This is a genomic window from Reichenbachiella sp. MALMAid0571, from assembly GCF_040151475.1.
In the GTDB taxonomy this organism is placed as follows: domain Bacteria; phylum Bacteroidota; class Bacteroidia; order Cytophagales; family Cyclobacteriaceae; genus CAXBNB01.
In genome coordinates, this window is the sequence record NZ_JBDKWG010000021.1 from 1 (window position 1) to 281 (window position 281).

Sequence of the window (281 nt, forward strand, 5' to 3'; positions counted from 1 at the left end):
ACTACCGTTGACCAATCCTGTTCTGACGTTGAAGTTCACATTCACTTTCTGTCTTTGGATGAAAGAGATACCCATGTAAAATCCATAAAACTGTTCTTCAATGATTTGTTTCTTTGAAGTTGTCTCCGCATTGTGCGACAACATATTTCTTTGATAAAATCCGCCTACTTCCATGTCTCCAAGGTAGCCAGGGAAAACAAGACCCAATGAGTGTCCCAACTTTGGAGACATCTTAGTTTTTTCTATGTAGGTGGATAATTTTAATTCCTGGGCATTGCTGC

The 281-nt window shown here is 39.5% G+C and carries 1 protein-coding gene; it reads right to left on the reverse strand.

All coding sequences use genetic code 11. The features are described 5' to 3' along the window. Positions 1-231: hypothetical protein (locus AAOP42_RS00235; RefSeq protein ID WP_349526444.1), on the reverse strand; the 231-nt coding region annotated here is incomplete at its 3' end. Positions 232-281: the final 50 nt, after the last annotated feature.